Genomic DNA, 1,144 nt, shown 5'->3' with positions numbered 1-1,144 from the left:
GACCGACGGTTCCGACCGGCGGGTCCGCGGGCCGACTACCCGGGGGCCTCCGGGTCCGGTCCCGGTCCGGGGTGTCCGCCGCCCGCCGCGAGCACCGCCCGGTTGGCCTCGGCGACCACGGCCGCGGTCACCTTCACCACCCTGCGGTCGTAGGTGAGCAGGCCGTTGACCTCGTTCTCCACGTCGGTGAGCTGGGTGTAGACGGCACCGGAGAGGCCCTGCTCCCGGATCGCCGCCCGTACCGCGGTGGCGATCTCGACGTACCGTCCGGTCAGCCGCTCCGGGTCGGGCACGGTCTCGTAGGCCACCGGCTCCCCGGGCCACACGTGCCCCGGCAGGGTGAGCCCGATCCCGCCGTACTCCCCGTCCACCACGGCACGCGCGTCGCGGATCTCCGGGGTGCCCGGTCCCACGTAGGTGTGGTCGTCGTAGAGGTCCCCGGCCCCGGTGTCGGGGTGCGAGTGGCAGCAGTTGACCCCGCTGGCCGCCACCACCAGCCGGGTCGGGTCCGCCTCGCGGACGGTGCCGGTCACCCGTGCCGTGTCGTACTCGCCCCAGCCCTCGTTGAACACCACCCAGACCACGACCGACGGCGCGTTGGCCAGCTGTCCGACCATCGCGGCGAGTTCGCTCTCGAAGCGCTCCCGCGCCCGCCGCGCGGGGACGGACTGCGGACCCGGCGGGTTGTCCAGCACGACCGGCAGGGACGGCATGTCCTGCCAGACGAGCAGGCCGAGCCGGTCGGCCCAGTGGTACCAGCGGGCGCTCTCGACCTTGACGTGTTTGCGCACGCTGTTGAACCCGAGCGCCTTCGCCCGTTCGAGATCGGAGCGCAGCGCCTCGTCCGTGGGGGCGGTGTAGACGCCGTCCGGCCAGTAGCCCTGGTCCAGCAGGGCGTGCAGGAACGTGATCCGCCCGTTGAGCGCGATCCGGGGGCGGGAGTGCCCGTCGTCGAGGAGTTCGACCGTGCGCAGCCCGGTGTAGCTGGTGACCTCGTCGACGACCCGGCCGTCGGCGTCGTGCAGACGCACGGTGACGTCGTAGAGGTACGGGTCGTCCGGGCTCCACAACCGGGCGCCGGGCACGTCCAGCCGGAGCCGCCGTCCCGCCGGGCCGCGTGTCCGCGCCACCGGGCCGCCCTCCG

1 protein-coding gene is annotated in these 1,144 nt (G+C 74.0%); it reads right to left on the bottom strand.

Going from position 1 to position 1,144, the window contains the following annotated elements:
- Positions 1–35: 35 nt before the first annotated feature.
- Positions 36–1,144, bottom strand: a 1,109-nt coding sequence (locus ACTIR_RS22560) for a glycoside hydrolase family 2 TIM barrel-domain containing protein (RefSeq protein ID WP_324607094.1), incomplete at its 5' end; no start/stop codon positions are given.

The sequence above is a fragment of the Saccharomonospora iraqiensis subsp. iraqiensis genome, from assembly GCF_000430445.1.
GTDB lineage: Bacteria > Actinomycetota > Actinomycetes > Mycobacteriales > Pseudonocardiaceae > Saccharomonospora > Saccharomonospora iraqiensis.
The sequence above is the reverse complement of the archived record's forward strand: the minus strand, read 5'-3'. Positions and strand labels throughout refer to the sequence as shown.